General features: G+C 71.7%; 19 protein-coding genes. 8 read left to right on the top strand and 11 right to left on the bottom strand.

Going from position 1 to position 19,302, the window contains the following annotated elements:
- The first annotated feature begins 65 nt into the window (after positions 1–65).
- Positions 66–935 (top strand): S1 family peptidase, encoded by an 870-nt coding sequence (locus ACH4OW_RS07900; protein ID WP_398025803.1) that lies wholly within the window; start codon positions 66–68, stop codon positions 933–935.
- A gap of 9 nt (positions 936–944) precedes the next feature.
- Here the strand turns inward: ACH4OW_RS07900 and ACH4OW_RS07895 are convergent, their stop codons facing one another.
- On the bottom strand, positions 945–1,592 hold the full coding sequence (locus ACH4OW_RS07895; RefSeq protein ID WP_398025801.1) for a CatB-related O-acetyltransferase: 648 nt from the start codon (positions 1,590–1,592) through the stop codon (positions 945–947).
- A gap of 211 nt (positions 1,593–1,803) precedes the next feature.
- On the opposite strand from ACH4OW_RS07895, the gene ACH4OW_RS07890 reads away from it, so the two are divergent.
- A complete protein-coding gene (locus ACH4OW_RS07890) occupies positions 1,804–2,241 on the top strand; it encodes a cupin domain-containing protein (protein ID WP_398025799.1) in 438 nt (145 codons plus the stop codon).
- Between the two features lie 69 nt (positions 2,242–2,310).
- On the opposite strand, the gene ACH4OW_RS07885 is transcribed toward ACH4OW_RS07890, so the two are convergent.
- Both ACH4OW_RS07885 and ACH4OW_RS07880 read right to left on the bottom strand, forming a co-directional pair.
- Positions 2,311–2,916, bottom strand: a complete 606-nt coding sequence (locus tag ACH4OW_RS07885) for an HD domain-containing protein (RefSeq protein WP_398025797.1) — start codon at positions 2,914–2,916, stop codon at positions 2,311–2,313.
- A gap of 51 nt (positions 2,917–2,967) precedes the next feature.
- On the bottom strand, positions 2,968–3,234 hold the full coding sequence (locus ACH4OW_RS07880; RefSeq protein ID WP_398025795.1) for a GntR family transcriptional regulator: 267 nt from the start codon (positions 3,232–3,234) through the stop codon (positions 2,968–2,970).
- A gap of 299 nt (positions 3,235–3,533) precedes the next feature.
- On the opposite strand from ACH4OW_RS07880, the gene ACH4OW_RS07875 reads away from it, so the two are divergent.
- Both ACH4OW_RS07875 and ACH4OW_RS07870 read left to right on the top strand, forming a co-directional pair.
- Positions 3,534–3,662: a hypothetical protein gene (locus tag ACH4OW_RS07875; protein ID WP_398025793.1), complete on the top strand. Its 129-nt coding sequence runs from the start codon at positions 3,534–3,536 to the stop codon at positions 3,660–3,662.
- 5 nt (positions 3,663–3,667) lie between these two features.
- Positions 3,668–3,952 (top strand): hypothetical protein, encoded by a 285-nt coding sequence (locus ACH4OW_RS07870; RefSeq protein ID WP_360125517.1) that lies wholly within the window; start codon positions 3,668–3,670, stop codon positions 3,950–3,952.
- A 7-nt stretch (positions 3,953–3,959) separates the two neighbouring features.
- Here the strand turns inward: ACH4OW_RS07870 and ACH4OW_RS07865 are convergent, their stop codons facing one another.
- Both ACH4OW_RS07865 and ACH4OW_RS07860 read right to left on the bottom strand, forming a co-directional pair.
- Positions 3,960–4,175, bottom strand: coding sequence for a hypothetical protein (locus tag ACH4OW_RS07865; protein ID WP_360125100.1), 216 nt, complete (start codon positions 4,173–4,175; stop codon positions 3,960–3,962).
- A 71-nt stretch (positions 4,176–4,246) separates the two neighbouring features.
- Positions 4,247–5,767 (bottom strand): monooxygenase, encoded by a 1,521-nt coding sequence (locus ACH4OW_RS07860; RefSeq protein ID WP_398026009.1) that lies wholly within the window; start codon positions 5,765–5,767, stop codon positions 4,247–4,249.
- An 87-nt stretch (positions 5,768–5,854) separates the two neighbouring features.
- Between ACH4OW_RS07860 and ACH4OW_RS07855 the strand changes: the two genes are divergently transcribed.
- The 4 genes from ACH4OW_RS07855 (at position 5,855) to ACH4OW_RS07840 (ending at position 10,859) form a co-directional block, all read left to right on the top strand.
- Positions 5,855–6,532 carry a TetR/AcrR family transcriptional regulator gene (locus tag ACH4OW_RS07855; RefSeq protein WP_398025791.1) on the top strand — a complete coding sequence of 226 codons (678 nt, stop codon included), beginning with the start codon at positions 5,855–5,857 and terminating at the stop codon, positions 6,530–6,532.
- Positions 6,533–6,732: 200 nt separating this feature from the next.
- Positions 6,733–7,206, top strand: coding sequence for a MarR family transcriptional regulator (locus ACH4OW_RS07850; protein ID WP_360125109.1), 474 nt, complete (start codon positions 6,733–6,735; stop codon positions 7,204–7,206).
- Positions 7,207–7,217: 11 nt separating this feature from the next.
- On the top strand, positions 7,218–9,791 hold the full coding sequence (locus tag ACH4OW_RS07845; protein WP_398025789.1) for an MFS transporter: 2,574 nt from the start codon (positions 7,218–7,220) through the stop codon (positions 9,789–9,791).
- Between the two features lie 210 nt (positions 9,792–10,001).
- Entirely contained in the window at positions 10,002–10,859 is an 858-nt protein-coding gene (locus ACH4OW_RS07840; protein WP_360125113.1) for a YceI family protein, read from the top strand.
- A 93-nt stretch (positions 10,860–10,952) separates the two neighbouring features.
- Here ACH4OW_RS07840 and ACH4OW_RS07835 read toward each other — a convergent pair whose 3' ends face one another.
- The 6 genes from ACH4OW_RS07835 to ACH4OW_RS07810 all read right to left on the bottom strand — a co-directional run bounded on the left by ACH4OW_RS07835 (position 10,953) and on the right by ACH4OW_RS07810 (position 19,291).
- Positions 10,953–11,189 carry a chaplin gene (locus ACH4OW_RS07835; RefSeq protein WP_360125115.1) on the bottom strand — a complete coding sequence of 79 codons (237 nt, stop codon included), beginning with the start codon at positions 11,187–11,189 and terminating at the stop codon, positions 10,953–10,955.
- 156 nt (positions 11,190–11,345) lie between these two features.
- Positions 11,346–12,134: a TetR/AcrR family transcriptional regulator gene (locus ACH4OW_RS07830; RefSeq protein ID WP_360125117.1), complete on the bottom strand. Its 789-nt coding sequence runs from the start codon at positions 12,132–12,134 to the stop codon at positions 11,346–11,348.
- Between the two features lie 43 nt (positions 12,135–12,177).
- Positions 12,178–13,809 (bottom strand): MFS transporter, encoded by a 1,632-nt coding sequence (locus tag ACH4OW_RS07825; protein ID WP_398025786.1) that lies wholly within the window; start codon positions 13,807–13,809, stop codon positions 12,178–12,180.
- 119 nt (positions 13,810–13,928) lie between these two features.
- The gene (locus ACH4OW_RS07820; protein WP_398025784.1) at positions 13,929–16,157 is read right to left on the bottom strand and encodes an ArnT family glycosyltransferase; all 2,229 of its coding nucleotides are present in this window, start codon (positions 16,155–16,157) and stop codon (positions 13,929–13,931) included.
- Positions 16,154–17,488, bottom strand: coding sequence for a glycosyltransferase (locus tag ACH4OW_RS07815; protein WP_398025782.1), 1,335 nt, complete (start codon positions 17,486–17,488; stop codon positions 16,154–16,156). The genes ACH4OW_RS07820 and ACH4OW_RS07815 overlap by 4 nt, the downstream gene beginning before the upstream one ends.
- Before the next feature lie 27 nt (positions 17,489–17,515).
- Positions 17,516–19,291 (bottom strand): ATP-binding protein, encoded by a 1,776-nt coding sequence (locus ACH4OW_RS07810; protein WP_398026007.1) that lies wholly within the window; start codon positions 19,289–19,291, stop codon positions 17,516–17,518.
- Between the last annotated feature and the right edge of the window lie 11 nt (positions 19,292–19,302).

Below are 19,302 nucleotides of genomic sequence, written 5' to 3'. Positions count from 1 at the left end.
GGGACGTGGGACACATGCAGCGTCGGTTGGGGACACGCGCCGGGGCGACGGTCGGGGCGGTCGTCTTGGCAGCCGTAGGCGCGACCGTGGGCGTCGGCGGGCCGGTGCACGCCATGTCCGGGGGCACGCAGCTGCCCCAGCCGGGCGCCGCACCCTGGATCGCGACGCTGGCGCAGAAGGGGAACGGCCCGTTGCTGGGCCGGGCGTCGTGTGGTGGCGCCCTCGTGGCGCCCGACCGGGTGCTCACCGCGGCCCACTGCCTGGACGGCGTGGACGTGCGAGGCGCCGAGGTGCACATCGGTTCTTCGGTGCTGTCGAAGGACCCCGGCACAGTACGGGACATCCGCAGCGTGACCCCGCACCCGAGCTACAAGCTCCTCCCCTCCCCCGCCGACCCGGGGCGCCCGGAATGGTCCTCCGCGGCCTACGACATGGCGGAGATCCGGCTCAGCGCCCCGGTACGCGGGGTCGAGCCGCTTCCCGTCGCGCAGCACCGCCCGCGTCCCGGCACCCCCGTATCGATCTTCAGCCACGGCACCACGGCCGAGCAGGACCCGTCCCAGCCCGGCAAGGAGATACGCGGCGACGTGCTGCGCCGCGGCGATCTGACCGTGCGCGCCCACAGGCAGTGCGCCGCCCAGACCCCTGCGGTGGTGGACGAGACGTCGGTCTTCTGCGCCAGGGACCCGCGGGCGGAGCACCCGGACCACGCCCCTACGACCATGTGCCGCGGGGACAGTGGGAGTCCGCTGGTGGTGTGGGGGCGGCGCGGCCCCGAGCTGACCGGCATTTTCAGCTTCGCGGGCGAGACCGCCGGCAAGCTCTGCGGTCAGCCCGCCGACGCGGCGTTCGCGGACGTACCGGCACTGCTGCCGCAGCTGCGCGCCGGCGCGCGGCCGGGCGGGGCCCCGGCCGGAAGCGCCACGCTCGGCTGACCCACCCGGCTACCCCTTCGGCGGCGCGACCGCCGCCAGCTCCTCCACCGTCCCGGACATGATCGTCCGGACGTGCTCGGTGATGTGCTCGGCGGGCCAGTCCCACCAGGCCAGTTCGAGCAGCCGCGCGACGTCCGCGTCGTCGTACCGGCGGCGGATGAGCTTGGCGGGGTTGCCGCCGACGATGCCGTAATCGGGTACTTCGTCCACGACGACCGCGCCGGAGGCGATGACCGCGCCGTGGCCGATCCGTACGCCGGGCATCACCATCGACCGGTACCCGAACCACACGTCGTTGCCGACCACCGTGTCCCCCTTGCCCGGCAGCCCGCTGATCAGGTCGAAGTGGTCGGCCCACGAGCCGCCCATGATGGGGAACGGGAACGTCGAGGGCCCGTCCATGCGGTGGTTGGCGCCGTTCATGATGAACCGCACGCCCTCGCCTAGCGCGCAGTACTTGCCGATGACCAGCCGCTCAGGCCCGTAGTGGTAGAGCACGTTGCGGGTCTCGAACGCGGTCGGGTCGTCCGGGTCGTCGTAGTACGAGAAATCACCGACCTCGATCAACGGCGAGGTGACCAGCGGCTTCAACAGCACCACCCGCGGCTGCCCCGGCATCGGGTGCACGACGTTCGGGTCGGCGGGAACGAGTGGCATCGGCGGCCTTTCGTCGGGGGGCGGGGTACGGATGACGGCCCCGCGGCATGATCCCAAACGGCGCCGCCCCAGGCGACCAGTTATCGGGCGGGTCAATGGACCGACGACAGCCCCCCTCCTTGCCGTACCGGCAAAGAAACTTGCCGCTCTCCCCGCCCCGGCGGCAGCCTGCTGCGACCACAGGCCGTCGAACAGTCCAGGGGGCACCACGATGACCATTCAGGGCAGCATCGGGACGACACCGAGCACCAATGCCACCGCACCGCGCGGCAACCGCGTCTACCACGTCCGTGCCGACGAACTGGACGGCTACGCCGCCATCAGCGGGGGCACCGTCGGCTCGAAGAAGCTCTGGATGGGCCTGGTGGAGAACCCTCCGCTGAGCGCGACGGACAACCACCACCACGGCGCCTCGGAAGCCGGCATCTACGTGGTCAGCGGCCACCCCGTCTTCGTCTACCACGACGGCACCCAAGAGGTACGGGTCGAGGCGGGCCCCGGCGACTTCCTGCTCGTCCCCCCGTTCGTCCCGCACCGCGAGGAGAACCCCGACCCGGAAGAGCCCGTGGTCGTCGTCATCGCACGCACCACCCAGGAGCCGATCAAGGTGTCCGTACCGGAGCTGTACCGGCATGAGGAGGCCGGGTAGACCTCATAGGCCGGGGAGACCGAGCAGGCCGGGGCGGCCGGGTAGGCAGACGGCTGAGTCCGCCCGGACTCAGCCCTGGTCGAGCGGGTTGGACGTGGTCCGCTCGGCCCAATCGCCCGCTATCAGGTCCGCCGCCGCGCACCCCGGCTTGCGCTCCGCCTGGTCCTGGAACAGGTCCACGAAGGACTTGGCGAAGCCCAGTCGGGGGTACGCCTCGACGAGCGCCCTCCGGAAGGACGGGTCGAAGGCTTCCAGGCCGGACCCCGACACGTCCGCACTGGTCCCCACCTGCAACAACCGGCTCTCCATGTCCACTTCCGGCGAGACGTCGTCCCGCATGTGAAGCACGATCAGCTCGGCGGCCCGGTCGCGCCGCTCGGCCGACCAGCCGAGGCCGGCCGTGAAGACCCGGGCGAGGTGCCCGCCGGCCTCTTCGAAGGCGACCGTGTGGCTGTCGAAGGGCGGGACCAGAGCCAAGTCGTGCAGCAGCGACGAGACGAAGAAGAGTTCGCGGTCGAAGTCGAGGCCACGGTTCTCCGCCCAGGCCGCGCCGAAGAAGTACGACCGCACGGAGTGGTGGTACAGCGAGGCGTCGGCGTATTCCTCACAGACCAACTGCGCCGCCTCCGCCGCCCGCCCCCCGGGAACGCGCACCCCACCAACCTCGATCAACATCCGCCCAACCCCTTATAGCCGAACATCATTTCGTCGTGCGCTGGTTACGGATCACGCCTCGCCGGGGCCATCCGCGGGTTTCTTCGGCAGGTCCTTTGAGACGAAGGAGCCCATGCCCGGCTCCGTGTAGATCAAGCCCTCCGCGCGGAGGCCGCGGTGCACCTTCTGGCTGGTCGCCGTGGCGATGCCGAATTCTTCCTGGAGCTTGATCACCGACGGGATCTGGGTGCCGGGTGGGTACGTGCCATCGGTAATACGTGCGCGGATGACATCGGCGACCTGGCGCCAGCGGGGACGGTCGGGGGCAAATTCGATCACCTGAGCCAGGCTAGGCAACGTATCCCGCCCTAGGAAAGCGATGATGCACCCTAGTACGGCATGCCACACTCGGTGTAAGGTCACGATCACACAGAGCCCCGGCGGGTGCACCACCACCCCCGGGGCGTGGCCAACGCTGCCCAAGGAGCGCCGACATGCGCCACCGTATCCGCCGATTCGCAGCCAGGGTGAGGGAACATCTCTTGCCGACGCCGACTGCTCCCTGCACAACCCTCCGCGCGCCTGCACGCCCCGCACCCACCCCCCGGCGTGCGCGCCCAGCGCATCGGGCGCTCGACGTGCCGATCGACGGGGACGCCACCGTGCTCGTACGCCCGTACCTCGTCGCCTACGAGGCACGCGCGTACGAGCAGCAGTCCCGGCGCTTCGCGCGCCTCGGCGCGCTTCGTGGGGAGTTCACCGCGTGAGCGGCATGCGCGGCGACGGCGTGCGGCTGCTGCCCTGGTCGCAGGAGGGCGGGAAGCAGTGTCTGCTGTCGACGGACGGCGACGGCTACGTGTCGCGGCTCGCGGACGACATGGAGGCGGCCCAGCTCGACATGGGTACGGAGCTGCTCGGGCACGCAGGGGCGTTGCTCGGCGAGTCCGCCGCCTCGGCCAGTGAATTGCGGTTTCTCGCCAACCGTTTGGTGGAGGCGTTGGACGACGCGCTGCGGGTCGCCGACAGCCGAGGCCGGCGGATTCCCGCCGCTGGGTGAGGGGGCGTCAGGACAGCGCGAGCCACGCGGCGCCGACGATGACCGCGATTGCGACGATCACGCCGACGATCAGGCCGACGCGCGGTCCGGCCGACTGCTCCTGGACGGCTGCCCGGCGGCCGCCGCCCTGGGGCGCGCCCTCGTCCACGAAGGCGCGGAACATCTGCGTGCTGCCGGCCGGGTCGTGGTTGCCGTTGGCCGGGTTCTGCTGGTAGTTCGCCATAGGCCAGGACCCTAGCGAACCCGGCATGCCCGGCACACCCCTGGGCCCCGTGCGTCACAGCACAGTTGCCCTCACGTCCCGGTTCCGGCCCCGGTTCCAGTGCCTGCCCAGGCCGTCAGCGCTTCGTGGCGCTCCGCGCGGCGGGCCCGTATGTCGGTGGTGCGGGTTGCCCAGGCGATGTGGCCGTCGGGGCGTACGAGGATTTCGGTCACTCCGCCCAGGTCCGGGTGGTCGTCGCGGCCCGTGACGGTGACGGCGGTGACGCGTGAACCCCAGCCTGCGGCGGTGCCGAGGTCCGGGTCGCCCGCGAGGTCGAGGAGGACGTACCGGCCCGCGGGGAGGAGTTCGTAGACCCGTGTCGCGTCCGACGTGGCGGCGGTCAGGCCGATGTCGGGCATCCGGCGTCCGACCAGCGGGTCGGCGTCCGGAGCGGCCGGCGGGTAGGCCGTGCCGAGGGCGGAGACCCGGGCGGCGAGGGTGCGGTTGACCTGCGGCATGTCGAGGAGTTCGTCGAAGAGGGCGCGCAGGGCCGTGGCGGGGCGCTGGTACTGCGGTACGAGCGTCAGTTCGGCCAGCAGGGTCTGGACCTCGGTGTTCTCGGTGACGGACTGCCCGACAGGGCGGCGTTCCGCGTCGTAGCTGTCCAGGAGGCCGGGCGGGGCCCAGCCGTTGACCACGGCGGCCAGCTTCCAGCCAAGGTTCATCGCGTCCTGGAGGCCGGTGTTGAGGCCCTGGCCTGCCGCGGGGAAGTGGATGTGGGCGGCGTCGCCCGCCAGGAGGACACGCCCGGCGCGATAGCTCTCGGCGAGCCGGGTGGCGTTGCCGAAGCGGGAGAGCCAACGGGGTTCGGCGATACCGCAGTCGGTGCCGCAGATCCGGGTCAGGGAGTCGCGGAACTCCTCCAGGGTCACGGGTTCGCCGGACGGTACCCGTATGCGCTCCGGGTCCAGGTAGACGAGCCGGACGACGCCGTCCTCCAGGGGTGCGACCAGCACGCCCCGTGCGCGGGCGGCGCCGAGGGCGGCGGGGTCGGTGACCGCGAAGTCGCCGAGCACGCCGGTGAAGGTTTCGTCCGTACCCGGAAAGGCGATACCAGCCGACTGCCGTACGACACTGCGTCCGCCGTCGCAGCCGACGACATATCCGGTACGCACGGTCTCGACGCGGCCGTCGCCGCCCCGCACCTCCACCTCCACCCCGTCGCCGTCCTGCCTCAACCCGGCGACCTCGTACCCCCGCTCGATCTCGACGCCCAGCTCGCGGGCCCGCTCCGCGAGCAGCGCCTCGGTGTGCGCCTGCGCGATGAACAGGGAGTAGGCGTGCCGGGAGTCCAGTACGGAGAAGTCCAGGTGGGTGGGGAGCTGGGCGAAGTGCCAGCCGGGCACGGTCCGGCCGAGCGGCAGGAAGCGGTCGAGCAGTCCGCGCTGGTCCATCAGCTCCACGCTGCGCGGGTGCAGGCTGAGCGCCCTGGAGTCGCGCTGCGGTGCGGTACGGCGCTCCAGGACGCGGGGCCGTACGCCGGCCAGGGCCAGTTCGCAGGCGAGCATCAGGCCGGTGGGGCCCGCGCCCACAACGATCACATCGGTGTTCATGGACATATCGGTGTTCATGGCCACGGAGTGGTCCTCCCAGTTTAGTGAACAGCGTTCACGTGAACGCTGTTCACTATAGTGAGATCCATGAGCTCTCCGTCAAGCCCGGCCCGCGGCCGGCCCGCCCGACTCGACCGCGCCCGCACCCTCCAAACAGCCCTCGACCTGCTGAACCAGTCGGGCCTCGACGCGCTGACCATGAGGCGGCTCGCCGACGCGATGGAGGTTCGGGCAGGCGCCCTGTACCGCTATTTCGCGACCAAGCAGGACCTGCTCACCGCCATGGCGGAACGGATGATGGAAGGCGTCACCGAAGCGGCCGTGGCGGACGGCGGCGACTGGAGCGAGCAGCTGACCGCCCTCGCCCGCGCGGAACGCGACGCCCTGCTCGCGCATCGCGACGGCGCGCGCGTCTTCGCCGGCACGCACGCCACCGGGGCGAGCGTCCTGGGCTTCGCCGAGGCGTTCGTGGGCGTACTCCGCGAGGCGGGCTTCCGCGACGACGCGGCGGCCCGCGCCCTCTATACGGTGGTCAACTACACCGTGGGCCACACCCTGGAGGAACAGGCAGCACTCCAGCCGGGCGACGGCGCCCCCGAGGACGCAAGCACCCTGCACGACGCGGTGACGGCAGGGACATACCCCCACCTCAACGCGACCCTGCCCACCCTCACCAGCACAGACTTCACCGGCCTCTTCGAGTTCGGACTCGACCTGCTGATCGAAGGACTCCGAGCACGACACGCACCGTCGACTGTGAAGTAACCGCGAAGGGGGCGGGGCCGCGGAGCCTCCGAGATGCGCTCCCACCTGCCCCTTTACCCCCACCCCCCGCGCCCTTGACCGTTGATCTTGGCAACCTTTTGGGTTCTTTTACCTTCGTACGCCACGGAATCGTTTGCCTTCAGCAACCAAGTGGTTCTACGGTTGCTCAAGGCAACAAAAGAAGAAGTGCGGAGGTGCCCATGGCCGCTCAGAGTCAGTACGAGGAACTGGCCCGGCAGCTCAGCGCCATCGGTGCCGTCAAGCGTGAGATGGGGCGGATTCTGCCGCCCGACTGCCCGCCCGCCTCGGCCGGCGTGCTCACGCTGCTCGACCGGTACGGCGAGATGCGGATGAGCAAGCTGGCGGAACTGCTCGCGATCGACATGTCGGTCACGAGCCGGCACGTGGCCCACGCCGCCGAGCGCGGCTGGATCGAGCGCGAGCCCGACCCGCTGGACAAGCGGTCGCGGCTGCTGCGCCTGACGCCGAGCGGCCGGTCGCTCCTCGCGGAGCTCGCCGAGCGCTACACAGCATCACTCGCCCGGTATCTGGACGACTGGTCCGACAGCGACGTCGGCCGTCTCAACGAGTTGCTCGCCAGGCTCCGTACGAGCTTCGGCGACTGCCGGACCCGGGCGCACCACGAACCCACCACCCGTACACCTGCGGAATGAATAGGAACTACATGGCTACGACCACACCATCCGGTGTGCGGGGCGGCCACGCCAAGCACGGGGGCCACCCGGCTCCCGACGGGGCGCCCATGACGCACCGTCAGATCATGGAGGCGATATCCGGGCTGCTGCTCGGCATGTTCGTCGCCATTCTGTCCTCGACGATCGTCTCCAACGCGCTGCCCGAGATCATCCATGACCTCAAGGGCGGCCAGAGCGCTTACACCTGGGTCGTCACGGCGTCGCTGCTGGCGATGACCGCGACCACCCCGCTGTGGGGCAAGCTGTCCGACCTGTTCAGCAAGAAGCTGCTGGTCCAGGTCGCGTTGGTGATCTATGTGGCGGGCTCGGTGGTGGCCGGTCTGTCGCAGAACTCCGGCATGCTGATCGCGTGCCGCGTCGTGCAGGGCATCGGCGTGGGCGGTCTGTCCGCGCTGGCCCAGATCGTCATGGCCGCGATGATCTCCCCGCGTGAGCGCGGGCGTTACAGCGGCTACATCGGCGCCACCTTCGCGGTCGCCACCGTCGGCGGCCCGCTGCTGGGCGGCGTCATCACCGACACCAGCTGGATGGGCTGGCGCTGGTGCTTCTACGTCGGCGTGCCGTTCGCGGTGATCGCCCTGATCGTCCTCCAGAAGACCCTGAAGCTCCCCGTGGTCAAGCGGGACGTCAAGGTCGACTGGGCGGGTGCCTTCTTCATCAGCGCGGCGGTCTCGCTGCTGCTGGTGTGGGTGACCCTGGCGGGCGACAAGTACGACTGGATCTCCGGCCAGACCTTCGCCATGGTCGGCGGCGCGATCGTGCTCGGCGCGATCTTCGTGTTCGTCGAGTCCAAGGCCAGCGAGCCGATCATCCCGCTGCGGCTGTTCCGCAACAAGACGATCACCCTGGCCTCCCTGGCGTCGCTGTTCGTCGGTATCGCGATGTTCTCCGGCACCGTCTTCTTCAGCCAGTACTTCCAGCTGGCGCGCGGCGAGTCGCCGACGATGTCCGGGATCATGACGATCCCGATGATCGGTGGTCTGTTCGTCTCGTCGACCGTCTCCGGTCAGATCATCACCAAGACCGGCAAGTGGAAGGCGTGGCTGGTCTCCGGTGGCGTGCTGGTGACCGCCGGCCTCGGCCTGCTGGGCACCATCCGGTACGACACCGAGTACTGGCACATCGCGATCTTCATGGCGCTGATGGGCCTCGGCATCGGCATGATGATGCAGAACCTGGTGCTGTGCACGCAGAACCAGGTCGCCCCGAAGGACCTCGGCTCCGCCTCCTCCGTCGTGACCTTCTTCCGCTCCCTCGGTGGTGCGGTGGGCGTCTCGGCGCTCGGTGCGGTGCTCGCCAACCGCGTCACGCACTACGTGAAGGACGGCGTGCAGGAGCTCGGCCCGCAGGCCGCGGCGAAGTTCGCGCAGGGCGGCGCCGGCGGCGGTGGCGGCATCCCGGACCTGGACGCCCTTCCGGCCCCGTTCCGGACGATCATGGAGAGCGCCTACGGGCACGGCGTCGCCGACGTCTTCCTGTACGCGGCTCCCTGCGCGCTGCTCGCCTTCCTGCTGACGCTGTTCATCAAGGAGGTCGCGCTGAAGACCCAGGGTGGTCTGGCGCAGTCCGACGAGTCGGCGGCGGTGCCCGCCCCCGCCGCTGCCGGTGCGGCCGCCGCCGCGGCCTCGCAGCCGGAGCCCGCCCTCGTGGGCGCCGGTGCCCCGGTGGGCCAGGACGACGGCCAGGCGCCCTCCTGGGCGCAGCAGCCGGCCGCTTCGGCCACCACGCAGCCGCTGGCGGCGTACGCCTCGGCGGGCGGCGGTGACGAGGTGCCGGCCGGCCCGGCGATCCACGGCTCGGTCCGCAACGCGGAGGGCCACCCGGTCGCGAACTCCGCGGTCACGCTGATCTCGCTCAGCGGCAGCCAGCTCGGCCGCTCGGTCGCGCAGGCCAACGGCTCGTACGTGCTGAACGCCCCCGGCGCCGGCTCGTACGTGCTGATCGCGGCCGCCGACGGCCACCAGCCGCAGGCGTCCACGGTCGTCGTCGGCGACCAGCCGCTCGGCTACGACATCCTGCTCAGCGGCACCAGCGGCCTCGGCGGCCAGGTGCGCAGCGCGGTCACCGGCCAGCCGGTGGCGGACGCGATGGTCGTGGTCACCGATGTGCGCGGCGAGGTGCTGGCCACCGGCAAGACCGGCGAGGAGGGCTACTTCGCCTTCGACGAGCTGGCCACCGGGACCTTCACCGTCGCGGTCAACGCGGCCGACTTCCGGCCGACGGCGCTGCCCGTCGAGGTCGGCGGCCAGGGCACGACCCGCGTCGAGATCGAGCTGCTGGCCGGCGCCCGGGTACAGGGCGTCGTACGGGCCGGTGCCGAGCGGCGTCCGCTGCCGGACGCGCGGGTCACGCTGGTGGACGCGGCGGGCAACGTCGTGGCCACCTCCACCACCGGTGAGGACGGCGCGTACGCCTTCACCGACCTGGACGCGGGCGACTACACGGTCATCGCGAGCGGCTACCCGCCGGTCGCCAACGGCCTGACGGTCGACGCGCGCGGGGTCGACGGCTACGACGTCGAGCTCGCCCACCCCGGCGAGTGAGCCGGGCCCGGGGGCCTGCCGTACGGCGGCGGGCCCCCGGGGAGCCCGGTTCACCCGGGAGACAGAACCCCGGCCAACGGTGCTCTTTTGAGCGGAGAGGCACCGGGGGCCGGACCCCAGGGCTCCGGCGGCGGTACGCGCACAGGCAGGGGACGGCCTGCGTGCCGCCGCCCGGAGCCCGACATGTGAGAGGCAAGAACGGGAGTGGGAATGAGTTCGACGGGCGCGGCAGCGGGAGCGGCCAACGGCGCGGGCGTACGCGCACAGGTCCGTACGCGGGACGGCTGGGCGGTGCAGCACGCGGTGCTGACCGTCACCGACATGACCGGCACCCAGGTACTGCGCGCGGCGGCCGACCAGGACGGCGTCGTGCGGGACGCGCAGCCGCTGGCCCCCGGCCCGTACACGGTGATCGTGACGGCGGTGGGTTACGCGCCGGTGGCCTCCAGCGCGATCGTCACGGCGAGCGGCCGGATGGACGTCGGCAACGTGACGCTGGCGCGGCAGGGCGGCGCCGAACTGCCGCCGCCCGGTGCCTGGACCATCGACCCCATGCACTCGACGGTCGCGGCGACCGCCCAGCACCTGGGCATCACCAGCGTGCACGGCCGCTTCCTGGACTTCGCGGGCCGCATCGAGATCGCCGAGGACCTGGACAAGTCGTCGGTCCGGGCGGTCATCAAAACGGCCTCGATCGACACCGGCAACGGGATGCGCGACGGGCACCTGCGGACCGGGGACTTCCTCGACGTCGAGCAGTACCCGGAGATGACCTACGTCAGCACCGGCCTGGAGCCGGCCGGCCCCGACCGCTGGACCGTGCACGGCGACCTGTCGCTGCGCGGCGTGGTGCGCCCGGTGGACCTGGACCTGAGCTACCTCGGCACGGGCCCCGACCCGTGGGGCGGCGTGCGCGCGGCGTTCAACGCCACCGCCGAGCTGCGCCGCGAGGACTTCAAGATGAACTACAACCAGGTCGTCGCCGCGGGGATCGCGGCCATCGGCACGACGCTGCGGGTCGAGCTGGACATCCAGGCCGTCCAGGGCGAGAGCCTGCCGACGACCTGACCGGGACCGCCACGGCGGCACCGTGTGACGGCGCCCCGCCCCTTGCCTGGCAAGGGGCGGGGCGCCGTCGTACGGGGTCGTTCCCGCGACCGATCAGCCGGTCTTGCACTTGTTGCCCGTGGCGGGGTTCAGCAGCCCGATGACGTCGATCGTGTTGCCACAGATCGGGATACCGATGTCGATCGGGACCTGGATGGCGTTGCCCGACAGAAGACCCGGCGAGTTGGCGACCTTGGCACCCGCCCCGGCGTCGGCGACGGCGGTACCGACGCTGCCGAGGACGGCCGCGACGGCCAGGACACCCGCGCTGATGGTGGTACGAACGCGCATGTAGAGCTCCTTACGCTGCGCTGAGCTGAGAAATGATCAGATAAGAGGTACACGCGGCGCAGCGCTCAAAAACCGCGGAACCCGCCGAAGCCCACGTTCGGCGGGACCGCTTCACGCGTCTGGACGCCCAGGGCGTTCGTAGCTGCGTGCGAGGTGTTAAGGAGCCGGAGGCGCCGCCGCCTCCCGTGCGCGCTCGCGCTCCCGCATCGCCTCGATGCCCGCGATCTGGAGGTCGAGGGCGAAGGCGAAATCGTCCTCCAGCATCTGCTCGGCGGACATCCCCCGGTCGTACACCGCCTTGACGGAGAGCTCCATCGTCTCGGCGAACTCCGGACGGTCCTGTACGGCGTGCACCACCTGCTGGAAGTACTCGTCCAGCGTGCTGCCCACCGCCTGGCACCGGGCCCGGTGCAGGCCCTGGATGGTGGAGAAGCCGTAGACGAACTGGAAGACGGCCGCCAGCGCTCCCGAGGACGACTCCTTCGACAGGCCGCTGCGCGCCATCACCCGCAGCGTCGCGTTGGAGAAGGCCATCGAGCGCGGACCGAAGTTGATGTACTCGCCCAGCAGCCGCGGCACCCAGGGGTGGGCGAGCAGCATGGTGCGGTACTCGGTGGCGAGATGGCGCAGGTGGTCGCGCCAGTCGGCCGCGGCGTCCGACTCGTCGGGCAGGTCGATCTCGCCGGCCGCCGCGTCCATGGCCAGTTCCAGCAGGTCGTCCTTGGTGTCGACGTACCAGTAGACGGACATGGCGGTGACGCCCAGCTCCGCGGCCAGGCGCCGCATCGAGAACTTGGCCAGGCCCTCGGCGTCCAGCAGCCGGACCGTGGCCGCGACGATCTTGTCGAGGTCCAGTCCGGCCGGCTGGTCCGCCTTCCGTTTCACCGGGGGGCGCTCGGTCAGCCATACGCTCTTCGGCTGCTTCTCGGCGCGGTTCGCTGTCATCTCGCGCCCTCCCTTTCCTTCGTGCGGTGGTTCGCGGTCGATGCTATTCCGGCCGGGTGCCGGACGGCTTCGGGCTTACGGCGCCGGACGGCCCGGGGCGTACGGCGCCGGACGGCTTCGAGCCTTCGGCTTCGCCCGACTGTTGCTCCGGCTGCCGCTCCGGCCCCGGCTGTGCTCCCGGCCGGTCGCGCTCGGCGCGGCGCAGCAGGAACGCCGCGAGCAGCCCGCCGAGGAAGACGGCGGCGGCGCCCACCAGTTGGCTGGTGCCGATACCGGAGGCGAACGCGTCGTGCACGGCCGCCCGGTCCGCGTCCGTACGGGCCATGGCCAGCGCCGCTGGCAGCGACCCCGCGCCCAGGGCGACCGCCGGGAGCAGCGCGGCGAACCGGGAGTTGAGCACCGCGCCGAGGACGGCGACGCCCAGGCCCTGACCGAACTCCATCAGCGTGCCGTTCACGCCCGCGCCCACGCCCGCCTTCTCCACCGGGATCGACGACATGATCGCGTTGGCCATCGTGGGCATCGCGAACGCCACACCGACGCCCATGAGCAGCAGGCCGAACAGCATGCCGCCGTAGCTTTCGCTGCCCAGGGTGGCAATGGCGGCCAGGCCGCCGGCCAGCAGGCTCATACCGGTCACGATCATGCCGGGCGTGCCCAGCTTGGGCAGCAGCTTGACGCCCAGGCCGGTGAAGTTCAGCGCCACGACCATCAGCGCCAGCGGCGCCATCCGCAGCCCCGCCTCCAACGGGCCGTACCCGAGGACCAGTTGCAGGTGCTGGGTGAGCAGGAACATCGACCCGCCCAGGCCGAAGGCCACCAGGATGCCGCCGGACACGGCGCCGATGAAACGGCTGTTGCGGAAGAAGTGCATGTCCAGCATCGGGTTCGGTATGCGCAGCTCCCACAGCGCGAAGACGGCGAGACCCACGATGCCGACGGCGGCGGAGCCCAGCACCCGGCCGGAGAGCCAGCCGCTCTCGGGCCCGGAGATGATCGCGAAGACCACACCCACCATGCCGATCATGGAGAGCAGCGCGCCGAGCAGGTCGGGACGGTCGCCGTTGGAGCTCTTCGACTCGGGGACGAGGCGCAGAACGGCGGCGAGGCCGATGAAGGCGACCGGGATGTTGATCAGGAACAGCGAGCCCCACCAGAAGTGGGCCAGCAGGGAGCCGCCGATCAGCGGCCCGGCGGCGAAGCCGAGCGAGTTGACCGAACTCCAGATGCCGATGGCCTTGGGGCGCTCGGTGTCGTCGAATATCTGCATGACGACGGCGAGCGTGGTCGTCATCAGCAGCGCGCCGCCGACACCCATGGCGGCACGGGCCGCGATCAGCTGGCCGGGCGACTGGGCGAGGGAGGCGGCGAGCGAGGCGACGCCGAACAGCACCAGGCCGAGGGCGAGCATCTTCTTGCGGCCGTAGCGGTCGGCGGCGTTGCCCGCGGTGAGCAGCAGGCCGGACTGGACCAGGGAGTACGCGTTCAGCATCCATTGCACGTCGGCGGTGGTCGCGCCCATCTCCGAGGTGAGCGAGGGGACCGCGACGTTCAGGACGGTGTTGTCGAGCAGGACCGTCAGCTGCGCGAGGCAGATGACGGCGAGGATGAGCCAGCGGGTGGGGTTGCGTGGCGGACTCAAAGGCGGGGTGGCGCTGGAGGCCACGGCGGGCATACGGGCTCCCTGTACGGAGGGGTGCGAGCGGATGCTTTACACCGTACAGGGAGCGCTATACGCCGTACAGTCAATTAGGGGGCAGGGGTCGGGGCAGGCCCTCCGTGGAGGCCGCTACCTCACTTGACGGGTTGGGAAAGGTCGTAGGCCGTGGCGTCCCCGAGGTCCACCTTCTTGAAGTTCTTCTCGACCCAACTGGTGATGTCGGCCGAGTTCGCCCCGTTGGGGACGTTCTCGCGGAAGAAGCCGCCGCCCAGACCGCCGCCGATGAAGTAGTGGATTTTTCCCTGGCGCACGTACTCCTTGAACTGTGCCAGCGTCGGCGACGGGTCGCTGCCGTTGAAGCCGCCGATGGACATGACCGGCAGCTGGGTGGCCAGCTGGTAACTGGCGGCGTTCTGGGCGCCGATGGTCGCGGCGGCCCAGGTGTAGTCGGCCGCGTTCTTGCGCAGGGCGGCCTTGGCCTCGGCGTTGACGCGCTGGCCGGCGAGGAGGCCGCTCAGGGCGATACGGGGCTTGCCGCGTTCACCGGAGCCGGGCATTCCGGGGGTGCCGGGGCGCGGGTTCTGGTGGGCGCCGGGAGGCTGGCCCTTGCCCTGGCCTTGGCCTTGACCCTGGCCTGGCCCCTGCCCCTGCCCCTGTCCCGGGCCTTGGCCCGGCCCCTGGCCTTGGCCGTTGCCGCCACCCCGGGGCGGCGGGCCGGCGGTCCGCTTGCCACCGGGCCCGATCATGATCAGGCCGCCGTTGCCCGCGCCCTTGACCTCAGGGCCCGCGGTGACGATCGACCCGCTGTGCGGAGTGTGCACCGTGTTGGCGGCGTACGCGACCGGCCCGCCCACCGCGGCGGCCACACCCAGCCCGGCCGCCACCACGGCCAGGCGGCGGCCCAGCCGTACGGACAGCAGCAGCCCCAGCGCCGCCACCGCGCCGACCGCCACAACCGACCAGCGCAGCCACGGCAGCCACTGCGGCGACCGGTCCAGCAGGACGTACGCCCAGACCGCCGTCACCGCCACCGTGGCCGCCAGCACCAGCGCGGCGGCCTTCCGCGCGCGCCGCTGCCAGAGCAACGCCGCGCCCATCGCCACCAGCGCCGCGATGTACGGCGCCAGGGCGACGTTGTAGTACTGGTGGAAGATCCCGGACATGAAGCTGAAGGTGGCGAACGTCATCAGCAGCGCGCCGCCCCACACCAGGAACGCCGCGCGCGCCGCATCGGTCCGCTTGGCGCGCCACAGCACCACCAGCCCCGCGACGAACAGGATCAAGGCGGCGGGCAGCAGCCACGAGATCTGGCCGCCCATGTCGGGGTTGAAGAGCCGGCCGATGCCGGTGTCACCCCAGCTGCCACCGCCCCCGTTCCCCCCACGAGCCCCGCCGCCGCCGACACTGCCGGCCTCGTCGCCGCTGATGCGGCCGAGCCCGTTGTAGCCGAAGGTCAGCTCCAGGAAGCTGTTCTTCTGCGAGCCGCCGATGTACGGGCGCGAGCCGGCCGGCCACAGTTCGACGATCGCGACCCACCAGCCACAGGACACGACCATCGCCACCCCCGCGAGCAGCAGTTGCACCAGCCGACGGCGCAGGGCGGTGGGCGCGCACACCGCGTACACCAACGCCAGCGGCGGCAGGATCAGCCACGCCTGGAGCGTCTTGGTCAGGAAGCCGAGTCCGAAGCAGACTCCCGCCAGCAGCAGCCACTTGGTACGGGCGTCCTCCAGCGCGCGCAGTACGTAGTAGATGGCGCCGACCATCAGCAGGCACAGCAGCGCGTCTGGGTTGTTGAAGCGGAACATCAGGGCGGCGACGGGCGTCAACGCGAACAGCGCGCCCGCGAGCAGCCCGGGCCCCGCGCCGAAGCGGCGTCGTACGGCCGCGTACAGCACGCCGACCGCAGCGACGCCCATCAGCGCCTCCGGCACCAGGATTGCCCACGCGTTGAGGCCGAACAGCCGGACCGACAGCGCCATCGGCCAGAGGGCGGCCGGGGGCTTGTCCACGGTGATGGAGTTGGCGGCGTCGAGCGAGCCGAAGAACAGCGCCTTCCAGCTAGCGGAGCCGGCCTGCGCCGCGGCCGAGTAGAACTGGTTCGCGTAGCCGGAGGCACCCAGGTCCCAGAGGTAGACCACGGCGGTGGCCACGAGCAGCGCGACGAGCGCGGGGCGGGCCCAGCGGGGGTTCGGCGGTGCCGCATGGGCTTCCGGGGTGGCTGGTGGCTCCGGCGTCTCCGGTGGCTCGTGTGAGCCCAGTGGATCAGGTGAGCCGGGAGAATCGGGTGAGCCGGGAGAGTCGGGGGCGGGTGCCTGGCCGGCGGCCGCCGGGTGCGTGGCGCGGGGGTGGTGCGTGGTCATCGGGCGCTCCTGCGGGTGTCGTTCGGGACGGCGGTGGGGCGGGGGCGGGAGGCGGTGGGGCGGGGAGGGGAGACGGCGGCCGGCTCGCGTTCCGTGAAGACCCAGGACCGGAAGAGCAGGAACCGCAGCAAGGTCGCCGCGAGGTTCGCGGCGACCAGCACCGCCATCTCGGTACCGTGCGCCGGGTCGCCGGTCGCGGCGTCCAGGGCGGCCAGCGAGCCACTGGTCAGGGCGAGGCCGATGCCGAACACGACGAGGCCCTGCGCCTGGTGGCGCACCACGCGGTCGCGGCCCCGTACGCCGAAGGTCAGACGCCGGTTCGCCGCCGTGTTGCCGACCGCGGACAGCAGCAGTGCGGCGGCGTTGGCGGTCTGCGGCCCGACGCCGAGCCGGAAGAGCGAATAGAGGCCGAGGTAGAGGAGCGTGCTCAGGGCGCCGACCGCGCAGAAGCCCATGATCTGGCGGGCCAGGCCGCCTGGTACGCCGCTCAGTTCACGGTCGCGCGGGTCGTCGCCGAAGGGGCGCGCGAGCCGGTCCAGGGGCAGCGCGCCGGTCGCCAGCGCGCGCCCCACCCGCCACACGCCCTTGAGGTCCTCGGTGGCCGTGCGCACGATGTGCACGGTGCTGTCCGGATCGTCCACCCAGTCCACCGGCACCTCGTGAATGCGCAGCCCGGCGCGCTCCGCGAGCACCAGCATCTCGGTGTCGAAGAACCACCCGCTGTCCTCGACCATCGGCAACAGCCGCTCGGCGACATCGCCCCGTACGGCCTTGAACCCGCACTGCGCGTCGGAGAAACGGGCGGCCAGCGAGCCGCGCAGGATGAGGTTGTACGTACGGGAGATGAACTCGCGCTTCGGCCCGCGCACCACCCGCGAACTGCGCGCCAGCCGGGAGCCGATCGCCAGGTCGGAATGGCCCGAGATCAGCGGGGCGACCAGCGGCAGCAGCGCGTTCAGGTCGGTGGACAGGTCGACGTCCATGTAGGCGAGCACCGGGGCGTCGGACAGGGACCAGACGGTGCGCAGGGCGCGGCCGCGGCCCTTCTCCTCCAGGCGCACGGACGCCACTTCGCGGATCGCGTCGTCCAGCTTGGCGGAGATCTCGGGGGTGCGGTCGGTGCTCGCGTTGTCCGCGATGGTGATCCGGAAGCCGTAGGGGAAGGTGCGGGAGAGGTGGTCGTGGAGCCGCCGTACGCACGGCTCCAGGTCGGACTCCTCGTTGTAGACGGGGATCACGACATCGAGCACCGTCGCGATCTGCCCGAGGCGCAGATGTTCGCGGGGCGGCAGGAAGCCCAGGGGGGAGCGGGCCGGCTGAGTCGTCGTCATGGAACCGAACACTCCCGAGGCGGGCTGTCACCCTTGTGTGGTGCTCCTGTGACCCGGCTGTGAATGGGAGTGCTCCAGGGGCGTATGGGATGGCTGAGGGGCGCTTGTGACACCGCACGCCGGGCTCTCCCCCTGGGCGCCACGCGCCGGGCTGTTCCCCTGGGCGTCACGCGCCGGGTTCTGTCCCTGGATGCCACGCGCCGGGCCGTCCTCCTGGGGGCCATGCGCCGGGCCATTCCTCTGAGCGCCACGCGCCGGGCTCTCCCCCGGGGTGTCACGTGCCGGGCTCTTTGCCGACGCGGCGCGTGCCGGGCTCTTTGCGGACGCGGTGCGCGCCGGTCCGTCCGCCGGTAGCCGGACGCTGAAAACCGTGCGTCCGGGGACGCTCTCCACCCCGGCCGTACCGCCGTGCGCCGCCACCACGGCCTGCACGATCGCCAGCCCGAGCCCCGTACTGCCGCCGCCGCGGGCCCCGGCACGGCTGCCGGCCCCGCCGGCGCCGGTGCGGGAACGGGAGGCGTCGCCGCGGGCGAAGCGCTCGAAGACGTGCGGCAGCAGCGCCGGCGGTACGCCCGGCCCGTCGTCCTGCACCTCCAGCCGGACGAACGGGCCCGACCCGGCCACCGGCGCCTCGCGGCACAGCCGGGCGACGACCGCCGTGCCCTCCGGCGTGTGGGTACGGGCGTTGGCGAGCAGGTTGACCAGGACCTGGCGCAGCCGGTCCCCGTCGGCCCGGACCGGAGCCGGGTCGTCCGGCAGTTCCAGGCGCCACGTGTGGCGGGGCCCGGCGGCGCGCGCGTCGCTGACCGCGTCCACGAGCAGCGGCGCGAGGTCGGTGCTCTCGTACGACAGCGGGCGCCCGGCGTCCAGCCGGGCGAGCAGCAACAGGTCCTCCACCAGTCCGGTCATCCGTACCGCCTCGGACTCGATGCGCCCCAGGGCGTGCCGGGTGGCGGGGCCGGGCTGCTCCCGCCCGCGCCGGGTCAGCTCGGCGTAGCCCCGGATCGACGCCAGCGGCGTACGCAACTCGTGGCTCGCGTCCGCGACGAATCTGCGGACCCGCGTCTCGCTCTCCTGACGCGCCGCGAGCGCCGAACCCACATGGCCCAACATGCGGTTGAACGCCGCGCCGACCTGGCCGACCTCCGTACGCGGGTCGGCCTCCGCGGCCGGCACCCGCTCGTGCAGGGCCACCTCGCCCCGGTGCAGCGGCAGCTCCGAGACCCGGGTGGCGGTGGCGGCGACGCGGCGCAGCGGCCACAGCGCGAGGCGGACCGAGGCGGCGCCCGCTATGCCGGCGGCCACCAGGCCCGCAGCGGTGACGCAGATCTCCACCACGACCAGCCGGGTGACGACCTTCTGCACCTCGTCGGACGGCAGCCCGACCAGGGCCGAGCCGTCCGGCGCCGACGCGACGCGGTAGTCGCCGCGGCCGGGCAGCGTGACGGTGTGCGGGCGCCCGTCGCGCGGTACCTCGGCCAGCGCCCTGACCTGCTCGTCGGTCAGGGAGACCAGGTTCTGGACCGGCAGCGGGTTGCGCGCGTCGACGCTCCGCGCCGCGGCGGTTATCTCACCGTCGGAGGAGAGCCGGGCGCCGACCGTACCGATGGGCTGCCCGGGCGCCGCGATGAAGCCCAGGTCCTGGAAGTCCAGGAAGTCGTCCCGCCGGCCGCCGGCGTGCTCGGCGGACTCGCGCACCTTGTCGTCCAGTTGGCCCTGGAGGTAGGAGTGCAGCGCGATGGTGGTGACCGTGCCGATCACCGCGCAGACGACCGCGATCAGTACGACGGCCGAGACGACCAGCCGCGTACGCA

Source organism: Streptomyces sp. NPDC017056 (assembly GCF_044332485.1).
Classification (GTDB): Bacteria; Actinomycetota; Actinomycetes; order Streptomycetales; family Streptomycetaceae; genus Streptomyces.
The sequence above is the reverse complement of the archived record's forward strand: the minus strand, read 5'-3'. Positions and strand labels throughout refer to the sequence as shown.